Origin of the sequence: Amycolatopsis speibonae (genome assembly GCF_042647925.1) — a bacterium.
Taxonomy (GTDB): Bacteria; Actinomycetota; Actinomycetes; order Mycobacteriales; family Pseudonocardiaceae; genus Amycolatopsis; species Amycolatopsis speibonae.
Genome location: NZ_JBHRWK010000059.1, coordinates 60,766 through 74,187 on the forward strand (window position 1 = coordinate 60,766; position 13,422 = coordinate 74,187).

The 13,422-nt window shown below is 66.0% G+C and carries 26 protein-coding genes and 1 pseudogene; all 27 read right to left on the bottom strand.

The features are described from left to right. Positions 1-52: 52 nt before the first annotated feature. The 27 genes and pseudogenes from ACFOSH_RS31750 to ACFOSH_RS31880 all read right to left on the bottom strand — a co-directional run bounded on the left by ACFOSH_RS31750 (position 53) and on the right by ACFOSH_RS31880 (position 13,417). Positions 53-1,339, bottom strand: coding sequence for a hypothetical protein (locus ACFOSH_RS31750; RefSeq protein WP_378243188.1), 1,287 nt, complete (start codon positions 1,337-1,339; stop codon positions 53-55). Further along, positions 1,336-1,653, bottom strand: a complete 318-nt coding sequence (locus ACFOSH_RS31755; RefSeq protein ID WP_378243190.1) for a hypothetical protein — start codon at positions 1,651-1,653, stop codon at positions 1,336-1,338. Before ACFOSH_RS31755 ends, ACFOSH_RS31750 begins: the two co-directional genes overlap by 4 nt. After that, the gene (locus ACFOSH_RS31760) at positions 1,646-1,972 is read right to left on the bottom strand and encodes a hypothetical protein (RefSeq protein WP_378243192.1); all 327 of its coding nucleotides are present in this window, start codon (positions 1,970-1,972) and stop codon (positions 1,646-1,648) included. The genes ACFOSH_RS31755 and ACFOSH_RS31760 overlap by 8 nt, the downstream gene beginning before the upstream one ends. 277 nt (positions 1,973-2,249) lie before the next feature. Further along, positions 2,250-2,522 (bottom strand): hypothetical protein, encoded by a 273-nt coding sequence (locus tag ACFOSH_RS31765; RefSeq protein WP_378243194.1) that lies wholly within the window; start codon positions 2,520-2,522, stop codon positions 2,250-2,252. Continuing rightward, positions 2,519-2,869 (bottom strand): hypothetical protein, encoded by a 351-nt coding sequence (locus ACFOSH_RS31770; RefSeq protein ID WP_378243196.1) that lies wholly within the window; start codon positions 2,867-2,869, stop codon positions 2,519-2,521. The genes ACFOSH_RS31765 and ACFOSH_RS31770 overlap by 4 nt, the downstream gene beginning before the upstream one ends. Next, positions 2,866-3,834: a hypothetical protein gene (locus tag ACFOSH_RS31775; RefSeq protein ID WP_378243198.1), complete on the bottom strand. Its 969-nt coding sequence runs from the start codon at positions 3,832-3,834 to the stop codon at positions 2,866-2,868. Before ACFOSH_RS31775 ends, ACFOSH_RS31770 begins: the two co-directional genes overlap by 4 nt. Continuing rightward, complete coding sequence (locus ACFOSH_RS31780; RefSeq protein ID WP_378243200.1) at positions 3,827-4,126, bottom strand: hypothetical protein; 300 nt, start codon at positions 4,124-4,126, stop codon at positions 3,827-3,829. Before ACFOSH_RS31780 ends, ACFOSH_RS31775 begins: the two co-directional genes overlap by 8 nt. Continuing rightward, complete coding sequence (locus tag ACFOSH_RS31785) at positions 4,123-4,422, bottom strand: hypothetical protein (protein WP_378243201.1); 300 nt, start codon at positions 4,420-4,422, stop codon at positions 4,123-4,125. Before ACFOSH_RS31785 ends, ACFOSH_RS31780 begins: the two co-directional genes overlap by 4 nt. Beyond that, on the bottom strand, positions 4,422-4,988 hold the full coding sequence (locus tag ACFOSH_RS31790) for a hypothetical protein (protein ID WP_378243203.1): 567 nt from the start codon (positions 4,986-4,988) through the stop codon (positions 4,422-4,424). Before ACFOSH_RS31790 ends, ACFOSH_RS31785 begins: the two co-directional genes overlap by 1 nt. Continuing rightward, positions 4,985-5,194, bottom strand: coding sequence for a hypothetical protein (locus ACFOSH_RS31795; protein WP_378243205.1), 210 nt, complete (start codon positions 5,192-5,194; stop codon positions 4,985-4,987). The genes ACFOSH_RS31790 and ACFOSH_RS31795 overlap by 4 nt, the downstream gene beginning before the upstream one ends. A 13-nt stretch (positions 5,195-5,207) precedes the next feature. Then, positions 5,208-5,441 (bottom strand): FDXHR family putative zinc-binding protein, encoded by a 234-nt coding sequence (locus tag ACFOSH_RS31800; protein WP_378243207.1) that lies wholly within the window; start codon positions 5,439-5,441, stop codon positions 5,208-5,210. Positions 5,442-5,466: 25 nt separating this feature from the next. Next, a complete protein-coding gene (locus ACFOSH_RS31805; RefSeq protein ID WP_378243209.1) occupies positions 5,467-5,985 on the bottom strand; it encodes a zinc finger domain-containing protein in 519 nt (172 codons plus the stop codon). Then, entirely contained in the window at positions 5,982-6,809 is an 828-nt protein-coding gene (locus ACFOSH_RS31810; protein WP_378243211.1) for a hypothetical protein, read from the bottom strand. The genes ACFOSH_RS31805 and ACFOSH_RS31810 overlap by 4 nt, the downstream gene beginning before the upstream one ends. A gap of 176 nt (positions 6,810-6,985) precedes the next feature. Beyond that, a pseudogene (locus ACFOSH_RS31815) lies at positions 6,986-7,222 on the bottom strand (WhiB family transcriptional regulator); the annotation flags it as partial. 35 nt (positions 7,223-7,257) lie between these two features. Beyond that, positions 7,258-7,623 (bottom strand): hypothetical protein, encoded by a 366-nt coding sequence (locus tag ACFOSH_RS31820; protein ID WP_378243213.1) that lies wholly within the window; start codon positions 7,621-7,623, stop codon positions 7,258-7,260. A gap of 71 nt (positions 7,624-7,694) precedes the next feature. Beyond that, positions 7,695-7,943 carry a hypothetical protein gene (locus ACFOSH_RS31825; protein WP_378243215.1) on the bottom strand — a complete coding sequence of 83 codons (249 nt, stop codon included), beginning with the start codon at positions 7,941-7,943 and terminating at the stop codon, positions 7,695-7,697. Positions 7,944-8,058: 115 nt separating this feature from the next. Further along, on the bottom strand, positions 8,059-8,814 hold the full coding sequence (locus ACFOSH_RS31830; RefSeq protein WP_378243216.1) for a DNA methylase: 756 nt from the start codon (positions 8,812-8,814) through the stop codon (positions 8,059-8,061). After that, a complete protein-coding gene (locus ACFOSH_RS31835) occupies positions 8,811-9,443 on the bottom strand; it encodes a hypothetical protein (RefSeq protein ID WP_378243218.1) in 633 nt (210 codons plus the stop codon). Before ACFOSH_RS31835 ends, ACFOSH_RS31830 begins: the two co-directional genes overlap by 4 nt. Then, complete coding sequence (locus tag ACFOSH_RS31840; RefSeq protein ID WP_378243220.1) at positions 9,440-9,832, bottom strand: SsgA family sporulation/cell division regulator; 393 nt, start codon at positions 9,830-9,832, stop codon at positions 9,440-9,442. The genes ACFOSH_RS31835 and ACFOSH_RS31840 overlap by 4 nt, the downstream gene beginning before the upstream one ends. 91 nt (positions 9,833-9,923) lie before the next feature. Continuing rightward, positions 9,924-10,280, bottom strand: a complete 357-nt coding sequence (locus ACFOSH_RS31845; protein ID WP_378243222.1) for a hypothetical protein — start codon at positions 10,278-10,280, stop codon at positions 9,924-9,926. 68 nt (positions 10,281-10,348) lie between these two features. Continuing rightward, positions 10,349-11,035 carry a hypothetical protein gene (locus tag ACFOSH_RS31850; RefSeq protein ID WP_378243224.1) on the bottom strand — a complete coding sequence of 229 codons (687 nt, stop codon included), beginning with the start codon at positions 11,033-11,035 and terminating at the stop codon, positions 10,349-10,351. Further along, entirely contained in the window at positions 11,032-11,607 is a 576-nt protein-coding gene (locus ACFOSH_RS31855; protein ID WP_378243225.1) for a hypothetical protein, read from the bottom strand. The genes ACFOSH_RS31850 and ACFOSH_RS31855 overlap by 4 nt, the downstream gene beginning before the upstream one ends. After that, the gene (locus ACFOSH_RS31860) at positions 11,604-12,077 is read right to left on the bottom strand and encodes a hypothetical protein (RefSeq protein ID WP_378243227.1); all 474 of its coding nucleotides are present in this window, start codon (positions 12,075-12,077) and stop codon (positions 11,604-11,606) included. Before ACFOSH_RS31860 ends, ACFOSH_RS31855 begins: the two co-directional genes overlap by 4 nt. Continuing rightward, positions 12,074-12,220 carry a hypothetical protein gene (locus ACFOSH_RS31865; RefSeq protein WP_378243229.1) on the bottom strand — a complete coding sequence of 49 codons (147 nt, stop codon included), beginning with the start codon at positions 12,218-12,220 and terminating at the stop codon, positions 12,074-12,076. Before ACFOSH_RS31865 ends, ACFOSH_RS31860 begins: the two co-directional genes overlap by 4 nt. After that, on the bottom strand, positions 12,217-12,714 hold the full coding sequence (locus tag ACFOSH_RS31870) for a hypothetical protein (RefSeq protein ID WP_378243231.1): 498 nt from the start codon (positions 12,712-12,714) through the stop codon (positions 12,217-12,219). Before ACFOSH_RS31870 ends, ACFOSH_RS31865 begins: the two co-directional genes overlap by 4 nt. Then, positions 12,711-13,058: a hypothetical protein gene (locus ACFOSH_RS31875; protein WP_378243233.1), complete on the bottom strand. Its 348-nt coding sequence runs from the start codon at positions 13,056-13,058 to the stop codon at positions 12,711-12,713. Before ACFOSH_RS31875 ends, ACFOSH_RS31870 begins: the two co-directional genes overlap by 4 nt. Next, positions 13,055-13,417, bottom strand: coding sequence for a DUF4326 domain-containing protein (locus ACFOSH_RS31880; RefSeq protein WP_378243234.1), 363 nt, complete (start codon positions 13,415-13,417; stop codon positions 13,055-13,057). Before ACFOSH_RS31880 ends, ACFOSH_RS31875 begins: the two co-directional genes overlap by 4 nt. Between the last annotated feature and the right edge of the window lie 5 nt (positions 13,418-13,422).

Consider the following 13,422-nt stretch of genomic DNA (forward strand, 5'->3'; position numbering starts at 1 on the left):
CGAGCCGTGCAGGAGAGTTCGGGGAGGTGCGCGAGGTCCTGCTCGACGGTGGTCACGAGCACCACCCGTCTCCATCGCCGCCGTCGACGTCGTTGACGATTGGTTTGCCTCGGAACGTGCGCCCCTTGAGGACTTGGCGTGCGCGCATGCGGGCTTTGCGTTGCGCGTCCGACGGTTCCTGCCAGGTGTGCAGGCCGTCGCTCCCGACCTGGGTGGCGTGTTCGCGCTCTGGAATGCCGCACTGGCCGCACGCGTCCGGGTCGGCGACGGCACCGTTCTTCCGTGGGCGCGGGTCGTGGAGCTTCGCTACGTCACCCTGAGCTTCGCCACTGGCTTGGACACTAGGTGTGGCTTGTGGCGAAGCTTGTGTCCAAGTCGAGGTCAGAGCCTCGCACTCGGTGACGTCGTGGTGCCGCTTCCAGGGGACGGCGTGGGCTTCATGGCAGGGCGATTCACAGTCGTCATCGCACGGTGTCGGGCAGGTAGAAGCCGGTTCACCCCCGACGATCCAGGTTTCGAACAGGTGCACGGGGTCGGCGCCGTCGAGTTGGTCCCGCCAGTCCACGGGGGCGAGGAACGTGACAAGGTTGGCGGGCTGGTCGCCTTGCAGCGCGGCAACGGTGAGACACGGCCAGCAGACCGGCTCATCGTGGAGGTCGTCGCCGGGAGTGCAGCCCCCACAGACGTCCGGGCAACGCCGTTCCTCGCACGTCACGATCTGTTCGTCGGACACCCGGAAGTGGGTCTCCCAATAGCGGTCGGGGTCGGCACGAAGAAGGTCGTCGTGCTCGATGCACTCCACGTACCAGGGGATCGGTTTGTGGATGGCGAACTCGGCCATGCGTCGCCATGCGGCGCCGGCAGCCTGGCGGGCGGCGAGCCACTGCGCGTTCCAGCCCTCGCCGAAGAACACAACTTCGGCGTGCAGCCACAGCAGCAGGTGTGCGTCTTCGACGAGTCCCTTGATGTGGTCCTGGGTGTAGCCGTCGCAGGCCCACGTGTCGTCTTGCGGGTTGTAGAGGACGCGTTCAAGGACGGCTTTCGCCTGTGCCAGTTCCGTGGCCGTGGCTTGATCTGGATCCCATGACGGTCCCCCGTAGGGGTCGTAGTGGATCCGGTTGAGGATCGCCCACGCCTCGTCCCGGTCGGTCTTTGCTTTCTCGATCTCGGCGGCCGCGAGTTCTGCGAGGTGTCCTGGTCCGTCCACTCCGGGCTCGCCGACGAACGGGCTGAGGGCGTTCGTGACGCGCTTCAACGACCTGTCGTAGGACCGGACCTGATCGCGAAGTCGAATGATCTCGTCGTCTCGGGTGCCGGCTGGTGTGGTGTGGTCGGTCATGCGGACTCCCCGGTCAGGTCAGCCGCGCGACGGTCGGGTCGTGCGTCGCCCTGGTAATGGTTGGCGACCAACGTCATCAGCTGTTCGGCCAGCCGCCACGCGTTATCTGCCGTGAGGTGCAGTGGCGCCTCAACCTGTGCGCCGTCACGGTTGTTCAGGTCTGCGGGTGCGGTGGCGGTCAGCCAGATCGCGGGCGCCGTCGCTCCCGACGACTCGTAGACGTGGACGTCGCCGCCGTATTCGCTCGGGATCGGGGGCATGCGCTTGAACCCGCGACTGCTCTGGGCGCCGTCGAGGTGATCGAAGTCAGACATGGCGGGTCTCCGGTGGTGTGGGTGTGGCGGGTGTCCACGAACCCACCAGACGAGAAACAGGGGTGGAGTCCTCGGGGCAGAGAGTCGCCGCGGTGGTTTCGCTGCATCCGAACACGACCCCGTCGTAGGCACGAAGACCCCAGTGGGTGGTGAAAGGTTCCGGGACGAGATACAGCGGTGTGAGGTCGATGACGTCTTCGTCGTCGTAGTGGTGGACGCCGGACTGCCATCCGTCCGGGACACGTTCGACGATGGGCCACGCGTCGCAGGTGGGGGTTTCCTTGACGTGGATGATCGCGTAGGCCGGTTGGTCGGTCACGGGTTCACTCCTTCCGTGTGCGGGGAGGTGTTGTCTGCAGCGGCTTCGTGGACACCGGTGATCCGCTCGCAGGGGCGGCAGGAGACGGCAGTTCCGGGCTTCATGCACACCACGGGGTAGGAGCTACGGAGGACCGCATCGCATCGGGTGGCGACCGGGGTGGTGACGCCGAGGAAGCTGTGGCCACCCAAGGCGGATTCGGCGAAGAGCCCTTCGGGGACGTCCGCGACGTGAACGGCGTCAGAGCCGACGCGGCGAACAACTCGGGTCACGGTGGTCACTGCTTGGCCTCCCGTTCAGCACGGGCAGTGGGGCACTGATGGCGTGTGTCGGCGTGGTGGAAGACGTTCCAGCCGCCTCCCTGGCGGGGTTGCAGGTGGCCCGCGTATAGGAACTCGCCGTTGTAGCCGAACACATCGACCGCGGTTGGCTGGTATTCGGCGACGAGTGTGAGGATGTGTTGGGCTGCCTCGTCCCCGGACTCAGCCCACGTTCCGAGTGCGAAGTCGTCGATGAATTCGGCGATCTTGGCGTGTAGTGGGTCGGTCATGACTGCTCCACCTGCTCCCACGGGCCCAGACGACGGCGAACGAGACGGGATCCGGCGAACGCGTGCTCCGGCGGCACATCGTCGTATTCCTCGGCGGCCTCGCGGGTCGGGAACGACTGGACGATGCCGGATTCGGGCCACTGCCGTCCCCACTCGGTTTCGTCGTCGGTCTGCGGTGGACGCCACCCTGCTTCCAGCGCGTTCTCTGCGTACACCAGCGACGCTTGTCGTCGTTCGTGCCACTGGTAGCGGGCACCGACCGTGGACTGATCGTTCAACTCGGTGGCCCAGATCTCCGGGTCCAGGATCTTCGCGAGAGCAGTGGCCTGTTCGTCGTTGAGGGTCATTGGTTCTCCACCTGCTCCCCGAGATCGGCGGTGCCTCGCAGAGCAGCACGTAGACGGCGGCGGAGTGCTCCTTGGGGCTGTCCTTCGGGGACCTCGTCGAGGATCGCGATTACGGCGTCAATCCGTTTCTGTTGATCGTTGAGCCGGTCGATTTCGGCGAGAGCATCGCGGTGGGTTGCCCTCAGCGCGCTGAGACAAGCGAAAAGATCTTCGGTGACATCTAGGATCGGAGAGTCTGCTCCACGATCGGCGGCGCAACCGACGCAGTCGTCAATGCAGTCGCCCGCCTCACCTGAGTCGTCGACCTCGACTTCATGCACGATTCCGGGGTCGGCCAGCAGCGCAAGGACCTTGGTTGGAAGCTGGGTTGCTTCCGGGGTTGTGGCGTGCTCGATTTCCTCGGCACAGGCACGCTGAGCCGCGCTGACCCGGTCGCGAAGCGCTTGGTCCTCGTCGGCCTGCGGTGGATACCACCCCTCGCCCAGAAGCGCATCGGCCAGCTCCACAGCGGCGTCACCGGACAACCACTCCCTGATCGTCTTCACGAGCTCTGTCTTCGGATCAGCGAGTGCCCACGAATCGGCCTTCAGCGCCTCTGTGGCGGGTGTTTCACCGCTCCCCTGACCGCCAGACGGAGATTCGGGTTTCGGGGCGTCCTGAGACGACTGGGACGGCGTAGCGAAGTCTCTACAGGGATCGGGATCCCACGTCCATTGGGGCTTGCGGTTCATATCGCGGCCGTTGAAGAACCACAGGCCCTTGCTGCCGCTCGGAACCTCCCGCAGCGGCCAGACAACGTCGAACTCGTCGAGGAGATCGGGCCACGGGAAGCCGTCTTCGCTGTCTGCGACGTGCCACAGCCCGTTCCGGCACTCGACGGGGAACCCTTCGCTGTCGATCATCTTCACGTCGGCGGGTGGTTCCGGGTCTCCCTTGCCCCACTGGCGGGGTGACAGATCAGACACGAGCAGCCTCCTTGAACAGATACCAGACCGGTTTCCCCGCCTCGGTGGCGTAGGCGATTTCGCTGGCAGCGGATTCCCCGACGTAGCCGCCCAGGTTGACGACCAGCACCTCATCCGCGAGGTCGATCTTCGCCCGGTGGTGGCGGGCCAGGTCCTCTTCGGACCGGTCGGCGGGATACGGCAGCAACACGATCCGCCCAGCGGTCTCCTCGTCCTGAGCTACAGCGAACATGGCCTCGTAGAAGCGCATCGACCCGCACACGCACACCACCCTGGGTGTCTGGTCTGTCATCGCTTCTCCCCAAGGACAGAACGAGCGGGCAAGTCGCCGCGACGATCCACGGCCTCGTTGAACGCCTCGGTGATGGCGTCCTCGATCTCGTCGTCACGGCGGTCGAGGGCGGTGGTGGACGCCTTCCACGCCTGGCGGGCACGCCACGGGGTCCGGCAGGACTCGCAGTTCGGCAGGCCGAAGCGCATCCCGGTCCGTTCAAGGTCGTCGCCGTGGAAACGGCACACCTTCGGCAGGTCCATCAGCGCGTGGCGGATGGCCCGCTCCTCGTCGCGACTGAGTCGCATCTCCGTCATCACTTCTCCGTCTCTGAGGCATCTCCCGACCACCCAGCGCGAGCACGATCCACAGCGGCCTGCCACTCCTCCGGGAACGACGGCACATGGACTTCGACCTGCGGACCAGCCTTCACCTCCCAGCCTTCGCTGCTGGGCTCGTGCAGGAGGCCACCGCGCCCTAGAGCCCACACACCAGCAGGCACGGTGTCGCCCGGAAAGAACACCCTCGGCTGTGTGGTGGTCTCCGTAACCGGAGACCCAGCGGAGCTGTCGTCGTCGCTGCGACGCTGGATCACGAACTCTTCGAGTAGCGCCCTCGCCGTGTCGTCGCACTCGCTCATCGGGATCTGCGTGACGGCGGCCCCGTAAAGGAACCCGCCGATCTCGTCGACGGAAAGCTCCTCCGGTTGTGCCTGTTCTGCTGTCTGTGTGGCAGCAGACGGGACCTCCCCGTTCACCACGACCTTCAGCCGTTCGGCGAGACTGCCGAGAGCGATCTCATCCGCGACATCGTCGTTGAACACTTCGAGGTATCGACGACAGGCGTATGTGATCTTGTCCCAGTTCGGTCGCTGTTCGGTCATGCCGCACCGCCCGCCACGATCTCCGTCAGCGGGCCGTAGTGCAGGGCCCGATGCCAGTCCACGGCGTAGTCGTCGTCCCCGTTGCAGGACCACGACAACGGCTCCAGCTGGACCCAGACGTCCCCGTCCTGATCCCTGAGTCGGAGGCCGTCCTCGTGCGGCTCGTCGTCGCCTTCACGCCACACACGCGGTTTCTGTTCGGTCATTCTGGTGTCTCCTTCACACAGTCACAGGGGGATCGGTCGGCTTCTTCTTCCAGATCTCGGCGGCCTGCTCCTTCGTCAACTTCGGGCCGCTCCACACACCGTCGCGAAGCTCCATCACCGGCTTCCCCGCGGTGTTCGTGATCCCGGCCGGGTCGAGACAAGTTCCGTGCGGCCCTAGCGGGGAGCGGTGCTTGTCGAACAAACCGAGCCCAGCGAAGTTGCGGCCACAGCCGCGGCATCCGTACATCAGGCGGTACCTCCGTCGATCTCGGTCATGACTGCTCCTGCCGCTTTGCTGCTTCAACACGGGACGGGTGATAGCCGGCGATCTCCCGGAACTCGCCCTGATGCACACCAGGCCGCGTCACCCGACGCCCACACGGCCTCCCCACGCCCGCCTTGCACGGTTCGTGCGGGCACGGCACACGACGTTCCCGGTCCGACGGAGAAGACTTCTGCGTCTCCTCCGCGGGCAGCCGGCCGATCTGGGAGATCTGCGCCATGAACGCCGCTCGCCGTTCGTCCGACGCCGGCGGCGCGGTCTCGATCTGCCGCTCCGCAGGCAATGGGGCGTGGCGGCGTTCGTTGCGGATCCGTTCGGTGACGTGGCCGGGCATGAGGAAGTCGGTGGACACCGCGTAGTGCTGGTGCACAGCCTCGACGGCTTCACCCAACGTCCATCGGGCGATGTTGGAGGCTTCCTCCCAGGCGACGACGTTCAGGTCGCCGGGGCGGCGGTTGTCGTAGCCCATCGCGGCGGCGAGGACCGCGCGGATTTCGTCTTCGGTCACGAGGCACCTCCGGGGAGCGCTCGGAGTGGCGGCTGGGTGGGTTGGCGGCCCGCGGCGAGGAACTGCTGCGCGAACGCATCCGTCGGGCTCGCAGCCGGGGTGGTGCGCGAACGCGGCGGCTCGTCGTTCCAGCGCTCGTTGTTCAGGAACGTCGACGCGTGGGGGATGTGCTGCGTCTCGACGCCCGCGGTCTCCCACTGCCCGGCCCAGTAGGCGGCCGCCTTCACCAGCCGCTCCGGCGAGAGCTTCTTGCACGCCTTCGGCCACGCCTTCTTCGCCTGCTGCTTGTTCGCCTTGCGCGGGTAGTTCGACCAGAACGCATCGAAGAGATCCGGGACAGGCACGGCGGGCGCGGCAGCGGTCGCCAAGTCTTTTTCCTCGTTACCTGTTACCTGTTCCCTGTTACCTGTTACAGCACTCTTCGGTGTGCGCGCCGCACTTTCTTGCACGCCTTCGCATGCAGGATCTAGTTCAACCTTCTGACCAGCAGCAACACCCGGATACTTCGGCTCACCCCTCCGATACGCCGCCGCTTGGTGCTTGGTGAAGTTGATGATGTGAAAGTAGGTCTCTTCGCCCACCGCGTAGAGGCTGATGTGTGAAGATGCAACGAGCATGCGGAGGAATGCAGAAACATGCTCAGGTTCCACGTCGTCGTCCAGCGGGAACAGGGCTGCCTTCAACAGCCGCGGATCCGCGACCCCGTTCCCGTGATCATCAGCCTCGGTCCACATGCCCGCGAACATCAGCCGGACTTCGCGCGGGACCTTCGCGAGAGACCTCGACTTGAAGAACTCCGGCTTCATCGTGCGCATGCGGCCCATCAGGCAGCTGCTCCGTTCTCGTACTTGTCGCGGATCCGGCGAACAGTCCTGGACGATGTGCCAGCCAGTGACGCGACCACCTCGGGATGGAAGTCCTGCGCGAGCAGCTCGCGGACACGGCGGATCAGGTCCGGGTCGTCCTTCGGAGGCCCAAACACTCGGACGGGAGTGTCGTAGAGCTTGCGCCGTTCCAACTCCGACGTGCCTCCCCAGATACCGAAGCGCTCCTTGTGCTCGACGGCGTACTGGAGGCATATGTCCTTCACTGGGCAGGCCATGCAGATGCGCTTCGCTTCGCGTGTGGATCCGCCGACCTCGGGGTAAAACGCTTCGGGATCGGTTTGGGCGCAGAGCCCGTCGTCTTGCCATACGGGGCGACGCCCTACAGCGTCGAGGAAGTCTCGGGGGTTCATGGCTCACCTCCTCGGGGTGTTGGGTGTTAGGAGGGTCAGGCGAATAGCGGCTGGAGCCACCGGGTACCGCGCTCTGCCCAGCGGACGCACGGGTCGTAGACGGCGACCACACGGGCCTGTTCGCAGCGGATCGACCGGTCGGGTGCGTCCGGGTCCGGTTCGGTGTCCCCGACGGGTTCGGCGACGTACAGGGCACCGTCCGGGTATGCGGCCGCGTATGCCTTGGCGGCCGCGCGCTCGGTTGTCAGGTGCACCCGGTCCCGGCGGACGTGTCCGGGCGGGACGTGGGCGCCTTCGGGTGCGGTGAGGATCCGGGTGGTGCCGGATCCGGTGGGCGGGAGGATCAGGTCACCGACGTTCAAACCGGGGAAGCCGCCGTGCCAGAGTCGTGTGTCGGCCACTGGATTCACCTTTCGGGGTGTTAGGGGGGTGCTGTCCGGGCACAGGCCAAGCGGCCCGGACAGCACCGGTCTCAGACGGGTGGAAGCAGCCGATCCGACGACGATCCAGGGTCGGAGTACTTCATTTGTACGTCCTGCGGCGCGAGGGCTTTCACGGCGTCGACGAGCGCGAGCGTGGCGTGCACCTGAGCGCGGGCGACGGCCATGAAGAAGCCTTCTTGCGCCGCTGCTACGCCGTGCTGGTCGACCGCCATCTCGAAGGTTTCGTCGGCACCCAGCGAGAGAGCTTCGGCCAGCTCAGCGTGTTCTTCTCCGGTCACTGTTTCTGTCCTTCCTGGACGGTGGGTGTCTTGATGTACGGGTACGGTTCCGACTCGATCGCCAACACAAGAGCGTGGAGGAGTTCGTCCAGCTGCCGGGCAGCCTCCGCGGGGCTCACAACGCACCCTCCCCATTGCGGAAGGGGAAACCGGCCGGGACACGTCCCTCATCGAGGTGGGCGAGCATCCGTTCCCCGATCCACCTGGTGAACGCCGGCGGGATCGCCTCCGAGAGCTCGTCACCGGTCATCCAGTCGATCCCCATCGCCTCCGGGCCCACATAGACCCCGACGTCACCAGTGATGGACACGTGCCAGCCCTGCGCCCACCGCTCCCGCCGGCGGGAGGTGGCGGTCCTCGCCCGATGGGGCTGGTGCGCCGGCTGCGTCAAAGCCAGGCCGCCGCCGTACTCGAACCGGCGGTGCCGCACTGTTCGCAACCCCATGTTGTCCGCGCACAACACCACCGACCGGGACTTGTCCAAGGGCGCCGACATCACGTTCTCGATCACGAACGGCAGCCCTGTCTCCCGCAACGCGAGACGCGTCGGGTGCACCAGGTCCGGGTAGGTCTTGTGCGGACTCAACGCCCCCAACGGCGAGTAGTGCTGGCATGGCGGGGAGCCGTGAACGGCGTCGAACTCCCTGCCGAACGTCCTGAGGAACTCCAGGGCGTCGGCACGGTGGAACTCGAACGGATAGTTCGGCTGCGGCTCGATATCCACACCCACCACCTCGAAGCCGGCGACGTGATATCCCATGCCGGCGCCACCCGCCTTGCAGAACAAGTCCAGCAGCCGCGGCCGGCGGAGTTCGATGTCTCCGCCGTGGATCGGGCTGTCCTCCCCGGCATCACACGTCCCACAACTCACGACACACCCCCAGGGGCTTCGTCGTCACGAACCAGACGCAGGGTCGGACGGGGCGGAGTTGCCTCGACAGCGCCGTCGAGCGGCGTCCGGTGCGGCGCGGCCCACTGGTACAGGTGCGCCCAGTTCGTCTGGAAGTAGCGCTTCAGTACCCCGCCGGTGTTCGGCGGCGGTGAGGGTTCACCGTTCGCGATCCAGGCTTTCCGGCGGGCGTCGAACTGGGTCACCATGTCCCGGTGGCGGGCGCACAGCCCGATCCAGCGTGCTTCCCCGGTTTCCGGATCCCGGTCCACGAGGGACAGGGATCCACGTTTGCCGCACAGGCCTTTCCGGCGCACCATCGGCGCGACACACGGGGAGCCAGGATCGTGGAGCGGTTCGAAGCGGGGCACGTCGTCGCCGATGACACGCCGGATCCGGTACCGGGTGCTGAGGGTGGCTGGTCCCCACATCAGCTCGGCGACATCCACCACCCACGGCCGCGTGGAGCGACGCCCCTGCTCCTTGCGGGTGGCGAGGACTTCGTCGAGCGCCAGCGCGAAAAGCAGCGCGTCGCCGACCAGGTCGGGGTCGCTGAGCATCCGACGGCGGCGGCCGTCCCGATCCATGATGGCCTTCAGGTCGGTGCTCACGACGCACCGCCTTCGACGGCGTCCGCGAGCTCGATCCCCGGGAACAACGCCGACGCCTTCGACCAGTCGATGACCTCCCGACCGAACGGCACCACCTTGTCCAGCAACTGCACCAAGTTGGTGATGTCATCCCGCTGGAACACGAGGATGCCCTTGCCGTTGCAGCCGTCCAACCCGATCCCGACGGTCATGCCACCACTGGACACCCGGACCGCGCCATCACCGGCCGGACGCGACAGGCCATCATGCAACAGGCCACGGTGGAACAGCCACGTCACCGGAGGTCGGGTCACGATCGTCATCGCCACCGCGTAGGGGTCGCGGCGTTCGTAGCGGAAGTTCACGGGCACGTCGACATCCCCGAGAGCGGCTGTCAGCTGAATTTTCATCGGGGGTCCTTTCTGGACAGGTACTTGAGGTGCCGGTTCACCAGGTACGGCCCGGCGGCGAGGAGCAGCAGCCACGCACCGAAGATCGGGCTCATGCGGCCTCCGTCCGAAGATGGACGCCACCGTCGTCGTCGAGGAGACCGCAGGCCTTCATGTGGCCCCACATCCAGATCTCCACCGGCTTCAACGCCGGATCCACACCGGACTCGACGGTCCAGCCGTTTGCCGTCGCGACCTTCGGGTTGCGGTGGATGAACCCGTGGCACCCGTCGGCGTTCCCGTGTCCGCACACCGCGAGCCCGTTCGACGGCACGTACAGCCCGCCCCGCCCGGCGGGGAGCCGGTGCTGGAACTCCCGCGCCTGGCCCTGACACCAGCCCTCGATCCGGATCTCGCAACCGCCGCCACTGCGCTCCTTGACGATGTCGCGACACTCCGTCTCGGACATCGTCCGGTCACATGTCGTGCACTCGACGACCGTCTTCCGACCCCACTGCTTCTGCCAGGTATGCGGGTTCATGACCGGTCCTGCTGGATGTACGCCAGATACTTCTCCAGCAACTCAGGCAGCGCCGCATTGATCTCCGTGCCGTTCGACCACTCACGGAACTCGGACGCGATGTCGTTGATGTCCTTGTCCTCTTTCTTGCCGAGCTGCGCGATCAAGCCCCGCAAGTGCCCCGCCCTTTGAGCCGGCGTGAGCGACAGCTCGTCCTTCGGCTGCTGCGGCTGCCTGTCGACGACCGGCTCCGGGGATTCCTTCTTCCACAGGTCCAGGGCGACACCGAATCGCATGGCGGCGTTCCTGATCGCGTCGCCGATGACTTCCTTGATCGCATCCCCGCCGCGCTTCTGCCCGGCGTGGCCGTAGCCGAGGCGGGTGTGGTCGCCGACGGTGAGCCGGATCCATAGGCCGCCGCCGTCGTCCAGTTGCGGCAGGCCCTGCCCGGACAGCGCCAACGGTTCCCACGACCAGTTGGGGTCGACGTCGAGAAGACGTTCGGTGACGTGTGCGTGTCCGACGTAGTCGATGTGCATGTGCTGGGTGGACACGTACGCCTTGCAGGTACGGCAGGTTTTCTTCTGGTGTTTGCCGCACTGTCGGTCCTTTGCCGAGCAGTCGCCGCATGTGACTCGCGGGAGCTTTCCGACCTGGTCCGCGGTGAACGGCGCACGCAACTGCTTGAGGATGTTGTCGGTCACGCCACACCGTCCGGGAGCTCGGGGTGTGTGAAGGAATCCAGTGACAGCTTGCCCACACGGAACAGGTGCACGACCTCGGCGAGAGCGTCCTTCTCCGGAACGCATCGCACCTGCGGCTCCGGCAACTCCACCACGACACCGGGAATGTCGGTCTCCCCGTTCGGCGCGACCGGCGCACCCAACGCCGCCGAGCCAGTCCGCACCGCGACTTCGAATCCCGGATCGACCTTGGTGTCCCACGTGATCAGGTGCGGGGCGTGCTCGAACAGGACCTCTGTGACTTCCTTCTCGGACCCCACGATCCGTCCCGTCGAGGTGACCGCCTCCGGGTAGTTCTCCTTCACCCACGCCGTGAACGCCGCCCGATCACTGATGCGGGCCACCGGTTTCGGGTCGGTCAGCGACAGCGCCGCGATCTTCCGCTGCATCCCCAACGGGCTACGCGCGACCAGCCGGCTGCCGCGGCCCATCTGCGCGGCCTGTTCTTCCTTCGCCGCGTTGTAGCGTTCGCGGGTGTAGTCGGCCAGCACACGCAGTGCGGCGACGTGCAGGACGGGATCGTGTTCGGTCATTTCGGGACCTCCATGCCTTCCTTCGCGGCCTTCCGCTCACACCGCTTACACAGAGGCAGAGACGAGTTCTCGACCCGTTCGAATCTGTGCTGCTGTGCCAGGTGGTCGTGGTACTCCTGGGTGAAAACGTCCGTCTTCACCTGCCCTGAGCAGAGTGCGATACCGCGCATACCGGCGACCGTCGAGATCATCTGGGTGCCGTAGTGCCGCCGGGTCTGGTGGAAGTTCGCGGCTTCGATCAGTTCGGTCACGACGTCACCGCCGAGTCCCGAGCAGCCAACGACTCGTTCCGCTCCATCTTGTAGTAGTCCGTGCCGAACTCGTCGTCGGTGAATGCCGACAACGCCGCGTGCCCACGCGTCGCACTCTTTGCCGCCAGGCTTGCCGTCCTTGAACGACGAGCGGAGTTCTTCCATGCGCTCGGACGCAGCCGCGAGTCGGGTGCGGAGTCGTCGCTCGGTCTGGTTCATCGCTTGCCCTCCTTCCGGTCTTGGGCGGACATGAACGCGCGGAACTCCTTCAAGTCCACGACGAAACCCGCGATACAGACGGCGATACCCAGTGCGGCGAAGGGACCGAGAACGGCCCACATGACGATCTGCCCGGCGCTCATTTCCCGCCGCCCTTCTCGCCGTCGGCCTTCTTCGGTTCCGGTTTCGGGCGGGGCGCTTCCTCCTGGACGATGCGTTCCACCGTCTTGGAGGCTTCCTTGATCTTGCGGATGATTCCCATCAGAACTTCACCTCGAAGTTTGGTCCACACCCCGTTGGCGAGGCGTTCGATACGGATGTCGCGGCCGTCGTAGGACTCGCGCTGAAGACGAGCCACGAACCCTTCGGTGCCGCACGACCAGGCGCAGCAGGTGCAGCACGACACGAGCTCGGTGATGACGCCGTCCGCGACCACGGGGCCGGGGTCTGGTCGAGGATGGATTCGCCACGTCACCGGGTGGTCCGTCTCCGGGCCGTCACAGTTCTGGTGGCAGAACTCGGGTTCCGGGTGGGTGATCGCGTCGTGTTCCGCTTGGGCTTCGGGGTTGTCGACGAACACCGACGGGGAGTCGCGGCGCACGAGGGCGGGCATCTTGAACGTCTGGCGCACCGTCATGACCGTTCCTCCGGAGACTCGGTACGGACGCAAACGGTGTGCCCGAGCATCCCTGTGGGCTCACCGCAGCGGGCGCAGTGATAGCCGACGCAGATACCTTCGAGCCTGGTGCAGCGAAGGTCCTGACACTCGTCGTCAGGGTCGATCAGTGGGTTGCGGCCTTCCTTGCCGAACTCAGCCGGGCGCACCGACTCCGAGACCACACACCAGACGTCACCGGTCCCCTCTTCGCGAACCCGCTCACCCTGGTTGTCGTCGTACGGCATCAGCTCACCGATCACCACGCTGCCCATGCGGTCGAGACGATGGGCGGTGACACGCATCCCGGTTCTGAGTTCGGTCATGACGTACCACCGTTCGCGATCTCCAACAGGACATCGGCATGGCACGGCTGATCCAGCGGGCACCAGCACGCGAGATCGCGCCCGGCGAGATCGCCTCGTTCGAGAGCCGCCTTCAACTTCGCGTGAGCGACGATCAGTTCGCGGTCCCAGAACAGCGGATGAAGAGTGTCGATCGCGATCCACCCACGAAACGCTTTGACAGCCTCGGCTGACGTGTTGGCCTGCCGGATCGTCGGTCCGCAGTACGCAACGCCGACACGGAACGGGTTCCCGTAGATCGTCGGCCGCCCGACGTACACGGCGCCTTCCGGCATCCGCCAGTCCTTGGTGCGCTGCCGCTGAATCCGTTGCGGGCTCATCGGAT